Origin of the sequence: Okeania sp. SIO2B9 (assembly GCF_010672505.1) — a bacterium.
Lineage (GTDB): Bacteria > Cyanobacteriota > Cyanobacteriia > Cyanobacteriales > Microcoleaceae > Okeania > Okeania hirsuta.
In genome coordinates this window covers 1-6223 of sequence record NZ_JAAHGK010000343.1, presented here as the reverse complement: position 1 = coordinate 6223, position 6223 = coordinate 1, and the positions used below count along the sequence as shown (strand labels likewise).

4 protein-coding genes are annotated in these 6223 nt (G+C 39.6%); all 4 read right to left on the bottom strand.

The window, feature by feature from the left end:
• Positions 1-1299 (bottom strand): xanthine dehydrogenase family protein molybdopterin-binding subunit (locus F6K13_RS13890; RefSeq protein WP_287287640.1); only part of this gene is annotated, 1299 nt, incomplete at its 3' end.
• 573 nt (positions 1300-1872) lie between these two features.
• Positions 1873-2868 carry a xanthine dehydrogenase family protein subunit M gene (locus F6K13_RS13885; RefSeq protein WP_287287638.1) on the bottom strand — a complete coding sequence of 332 codons (996 nt, stop codon included), beginning with the start codon at positions 2866-2868 and terminating at the stop codon, positions 1873-1875.
• Positions 2855-3349 carry a (2Fe-2S)-binding protein gene (locus F6K13_RS13880; protein WP_287287636.1) on the bottom strand — a complete coding sequence of 165 codons (495 nt, stop codon included), beginning with the start codon at positions 3347-3349 and terminating at the stop codon, positions 2855-2857. Before F6K13_RS13880 ends, F6K13_RS13885 begins: the two co-directional genes overlap by 14 nt.
• Before the next feature lie 1249 nt (positions 3350-4598).
• Positions 4599-6062 carry a D-alanyl-D-alanine carboxypeptidase/D-alanyl-D-alanine-endopeptidase gene (gene dacB / locus F6K13_RS13875; RefSeq protein WP_124144350.1) on the bottom strand — a complete coding sequence of 488 codons (1464 nt, stop codon included), beginning with the start codon at positions 6060-6062 and terminating at the stop codon, positions 4599-4601.
• Positions 6063-6223: the final 161 nt, after the last annotated feature.

Sequence of the window (6223 nt, the reverse complement as noted above, 5' to 3'; positions counted from 1 at the left end):
AGTAGCACTGGCCATGCCCCAACCAATTAGACTTTCGCCGTCACTCATAGACCCTGGTTTGGGGTTGCGGTGTTTCCAGCCAAATATTTCTGCTCCTCGCTGATAACATTCTTTGAGAGATTTACTGGACCATGGATGCCCGGTAGCAGGGTCTACATCTGCATGGTTGCGGACCCGGAGTTCGATGGGGTCTAATTCTAGAGCGTAACTAAGTTCATCAATTGCTGACTCTAAGGCAAACATTCCCGGTGCTTCCCCCGGTGCCCGCATAAAAGTGGGACTGCCAGCATTGATACGGCCAAGGCGGTAGTTGGTATCAACGTTGGGGCAGCTATACATCATATTTGTTGCCATTGCTACGGGTTCGGTAAATTCGTCAAAGGGTGACGTTATAGTTTCGCCGATGTGTTTGATGAGTCTAAGTTTACCGTCTTTAGTTGCGCCGAGGGTCAGATGTTGGCGGGTGGGGGCGCGATATCCGACAGAGGTATACATTTGAGCGCGGGTAAGTACGAGTTTAACTGGGTGCTTCACATAACGCGCTGACAGAGTAGCCAGAATAGCGTGAGACCAAATGAATGCTTTACAACCAAACCCACCGCCGAGAAATTCAGAAATGACTCGGATGTTTTCTGGAGGAATGTCGAAAACTTTAGCCATAGCTTCTTGTGCAGAACAAACTCCTTGAGTTGTTTCGTAGAGAGTGAGGCGGTCGTCTTCCCAAACTGCGGTAGTTGCTGAGGGTTCGATGGGGTTATGGTTTTCCATCGGAGTGCTGTAGGTTTGTTCGACTAATATCTCTGCTTGGGAATGCCCGGAGGTAATATCACCCCGGAGTGAGTGAGCGGGTAACATTCCCAGAAAAATTCTTTCTGGATCGTATCCTTGTTGGAGTGCTTCATCTATATCTATTGTTGGTTGTTCGGTTTGATATTCAACTTTAACTAAGGTAGCTGCATATTGAGCTTGCTCTAAAGTTTTTGCCACTACTATCCCAATATGCTGTCCTTGATAATAGATATTCTCATCCTGGAGAATGGGAAGACTTTGCCCACCAGGAAAAAAAGTAATTTGATTAAATTTGGGAACGTTGCGGTAGGTAATGACTGCTAATACTCCGGGGGCGTTTTCTGCTGTGGTAGTTTCGAGCTTGGTAATTTTGCCTTTAGCTATGGTGCTTTCTATTAATACGCCGTAAGTCAAATTTTCAACTGGCATATCAGCGGTATAACGTGCGCCACCTGTAACTTTAAGTTTTCCGTCTACACGGTTGATGGGTTTTCCGATAACTTTATTCATGTTTGGTGTTTACTTAAATAGTTCGTAATAGTTATTTTTTTTTGGCGTTTGGCGAAGTAAAAGTGTTAACGTTTGCGCCCTTTATTCCGACAGGAAAGTTGCGCGTCAGTTCAACAAAAAACTTTCTCCTTGTATTGGGGGTTTGTTATTGTTTGTTCCCTCCTGACTCCTGACTCCTGTTTCATTTACTGAAAATAGGTTCGTAATAGTTATTTTTTTTTGGCGTTTGGCGAAGCAAAACCGTTAACGTTTGCGTTCTTGATTCCGACAGGAAAGTTGCGCGTCAGTTCAACAAAAAACTTTCTCCTTGTATTGGGGGTTTGTTATTGTTTGTTCCCTCCTGACTCCTGACTCCTGTTTCATTTACTGAAAATAGGTTCGTAATAGTTATTTTTTTTTGGCGTTTGGCGAAGCAAAACCGTTAACGTTTGCGTTCTTTATGACCTTAGCGCAGCTTCGACCCAGGAGATAGGATGCGTTGTACGCTAGCTCAACAAAAAACTTTCTCCTTCTACTCCTGTTTCTTCTTCTTTCTTCCCTCCTGAGTCCTATACGGGCGAATGCCATTCGCCCCTACGACTCCTGACTCCTAAGTAATAGAGTTGACAGCGCACGAATAATGCTACGTTGAGCTAGTTCAATTTTGAACTGGTTATGTTGTTGTGGTTTTGCTTGTGCCAAAGCTGCTTCTGCGGCAGTAGAAAAAGTTGCTTCATTTATCGGTTTTCCTTGCAATGCTGTTTCTGCTTCCTGGGAACGCCAAGGTTTTGTACCAACTCCTCCTAATGCTAGTCGTGCAGACTTGATAATATTTTGCTCAACTTCCACAGCAAGAGCTACAGAAACTAGGGCAAATTCATAATTGGCGCGATCGCGTACTTTGAGATAGTGGGAGTTACTAAACCACGAAACAGCAGGTATTTCTACAGCAACTATTAACTCCCCATGCTCTAAAACATTTTCTTGGTGGGGTGTTTCTCCGGGCAACAAATAAAAATCATTTATCGGCACTTGGCGTTGTCCAGTTTGACTTTGAATACAAACCATGGCATCTAAAGCAACTAATGCTACTGCCAAGTCTGAAGGATGAGTGGCAATACAATGTTCGCTCGTACCTAAAATAGCGTGCATTCTATTGTAACCTTCCATAGCAGGGCAACTCGTATCTGGAATACGACGGTTGCAGGGAAAGACCGGGTCGCGAAAATAATTACAGCGTACCCGTTGTAATAAATTTCCTCCCACTGTTGCCATATTCCGCAGTTGAGGAGAAGCACTTTCTAATATTGCCTCTGAAATAACAGGATAGGAATTTTTCACTGTGGAATAACGAGCAACATCACTCAATTTTGCCAAAGCACCGATGCGGAGGTTGTTGTCAGCATCGACTTCCACTGAGTCTAAAGACAGAGAGTTGATGTCTACAACTTTCCTTGGTGTTTGTACGCCATCTTTAATTAAACCTATCAAGTCTGTACCACCAGCAATAAAAGATATAGCTGCATCCTGAGAAACTGTGGTGATGGCTGTATTTTTTTCATTAACTCTGGCATAACTAAATGGCTGCATTTTCTGTTTTCTCCACTACTTCACGAACTGCTGCAACGATATGATGATAAGCACCACAACGACAGAGGTTGCCACTCATACCTTCCCGAATTTCTCGATCTGACTTTGGTTGTGTTTCTGCTAGTAAACCTACTGCGGAAACTATTTGACCGGGAGTGCAATAACCACATTGAAAAGCATCATGCTCAATGAAAGCTGTTTGCACTGGGTGGAGTTGTCCATTTTCTTCTGCTAAACCCTCAATAGTAATAATTGACTTTCCCATTTGCATTACTGCCAGAGTCATACAAGCGTTAATGCGTTTTCCATCGACTAATACCGTGCAAGCTCCGCATTCTCCGCGATCGCATCCTTTTTTTGTCCCTGTTAAACCTAGATATTCTCGCAGTGCATCTAAGAGAGTCACGCGAGGTTCTATCTCTAGATGATGTTGCACTCCATTAATTTTTAATGTTAGTGCTATTTTTTCTTTTTCTAACATTTTAATAATCTGTAAAATTTAGATAACTATTCTGTCATAACTACCATAAGACTTACGCAGTAGAGTGTATTTCGGTCATTGCGACCGATAGGGTTTGCGGAGCAGTCCGGAACGGAAAGCAATCTCAAACACTATTTTTTCGTGCCTTGTGCGTAAGTTTTGTACCAACTAAAATAATATCAGACTTTTTCACTTTTAACCGAAGTAATTTTTAAGTTTTTTTATCATAATATGGGGATATAGGGAGATAGGGAGATGTTAATCAAACATAGCATTACTATTCAGAAATTGTATAAGATTTGATAGTCCTGCATAGTAATGCTATATGCAGATGAACAATGCCTAGTGCGGGCATCCTCGAAGGGAGGGAGCAAGATTATCTCACTACTATATCTGGTATAGCATTGGAAGGAAACGTTAGGAAAGTTCAAAAGGGAGCAAGATGCTCCCACTACTGTGTCTGGTTACAAAAATAATGACAATGCACGACCATGACAATGCACTACCACCTAAGATTTTTGCTAAAAACCCTAAATATTTTGAGACTTAAAAACGAAAATTTCAGCTTTTAAAACACATTTTACTTAAACAAATAAACCTGTAAAAAAAAATAGTGGGATAGATTCAGGGAAAAACTTTACTATTGGTATTACAGCAGATTCCTTGCATAAGAAGTACAGAAATTAACAATTAAATGTTTATAGTGCGGGCATCTTGCTCGCGATCGGTGTACCAAAGTGGAATCTGCTGTATATTAATGTGAATTAATATAATTTAACTAGCTATCAGCTTTTCAGTTCCAGAATGCTCCGCAAACAGCATTTAGCTGTCAGCTAAAAATTCAAGGGTTTAAGTCCCCCACTATATTTGAAAAAGCGCGTGGTGTGCCTTTTATGGGGGTTTTAATCCCCCATTATACACCTTGAAAAGCTGATTGCTGATTGCTGAGTGCTACTTTAATAATTTTTAACTACTCCAAAAATTATCTTTTTCTTTTGGGTTTAATACCCCACTGTCTACATGGTGTTTACAATTAGTTGAGGTTTGTAGACGCGGAGCGGCTTGTCGAAGACTATCCCCATCCACTTTTTCCTTTTTATCATTTTCTTTGTGGGTTTAATACCCCACCGTCTACACGGTGTTCAAAATTACTTGGGGTGAGAATCCCCATGTAATTTTCCTCCTGTCTCCTGTCTCCTGTCTCCTGTCTCCTTCTTCAATTCTTCTTCCTTCTTCCTTCTTCCTTCTTCTAACCACAAGATTTTAACTGAGTCAATAACAAAACTATTTCATCAATAGCACTTCTCAAATCTTTGGTTTCTAAGTCAGACTGATTGACAATAATACTAAATACTAAAGGCTCAAAATTAGCAGGTTGAATATATCCTGCTAAACCCGAAACTCCACTAATTGTTCCTGTTTTTGCTTGTACATTTCCCTCCGCAAAACTATTTCTAAAACGTCTACTCAATGTACCATTTACACCAGCCACAGGTAAAGAATTTCTATAAATATTTGCCCAAGGAGAATTAGCCATTATTCTGAGAGTTTGTACCAAAGCTTCCGGACTAACTAAATTATGACGAGACAAACCAGAGCCATCATTTAAAACAAAACTATTGGGAGTAACTCCTAACCTAGTTAAAATTACTTTTACCTCCTCCAAACTTTTTGCTAAAGTCTGATTATTAGATTTTTTCCTAGGAATTAATCTACTCCTAACTCCCATTTGCCGTAACAAAGCTTCTGTATAAAGATTATTACTCTTTCTATTAACTTCCTCCACTAATTCCGCTAATGTTGGAGACTCCACAAAAGCTAATTCATTCAAATTTATATTAGAGGCAATCTGTGATTTTTTTACTATTTGAGAAACCTGAATTCCTGTTGTTGCTAAAACTTCACGAAATTTATTTAAAAAATTATCCACAGGTTCTACAACCGCCACATAAACAGGTTCCGATGTCGAACCAACTCTTAGTTGCCCAGATATCCGAATTATTGGCTGAATAAAATCTCTTCCTACCTCAACAAATTCTTTTTCATTCTTTCCTACAGTCACCGAATTATTTTCAATCTGCCATTTTTGACCTTCAACAGAATTAACAAAAGTAACTTGTAAAGGTTGACCTAAATTTTGAGGCGACAAAACCAAATCTATAGCATTTTGATTCAGGATTAAACTATTAATAGGTGCGCCATAACCAGCCTGAACATCTTCCCATTCCCAATTAGGATTAACTCCTGTTCCTTCAAAATAACTATCATCAGCAATTAATTGATTAATATTTTCTATCCCCTGTTCCTTTAATTGTTCAGCCAAACTTTGCAGTTGAGTTTCTGTTAAACTAGGGTCGCCTCTACCCACAATATATATATTGCCATTCCCATCACCATAAACTGAAGTTCTAATTCTAAATTGAGGGCGAAGTTTTTGTAATACTGCTGCAGTTGTTAATAGTTTAGCCGTAGAAGCAGGAATAAAATAATATTTAGCATCCCGGTTATAAACTGTTGTTTTTTCCGATAAAGTTTCAACTAAAATTCCCCACCGAGAACGATTAAAAATTGGGCGGTTAACTACAGCATCAATCCGATTACTTAATTCAGAGGGACAAATTGTTGTAGCAATTTCCTGACTAAGTGCTATTAATGGATTGATAAATACCATAAGAAAAGTAATTGTAACTTGTTTGAGGGAAAGTTTAAACATTTGCTATTGACTAAAAATAGAGTGTGAGACCAATTTGATAAATATTTGCTGCAAATAAATAGGTTACTGCTTAGGAGTCAGGAGACAGGAGTCAGGAGTCAGAATAAATAGGTTTGATACCATTTTTTATGTAGTAATTTATCTTTTTAGTCAAATATATA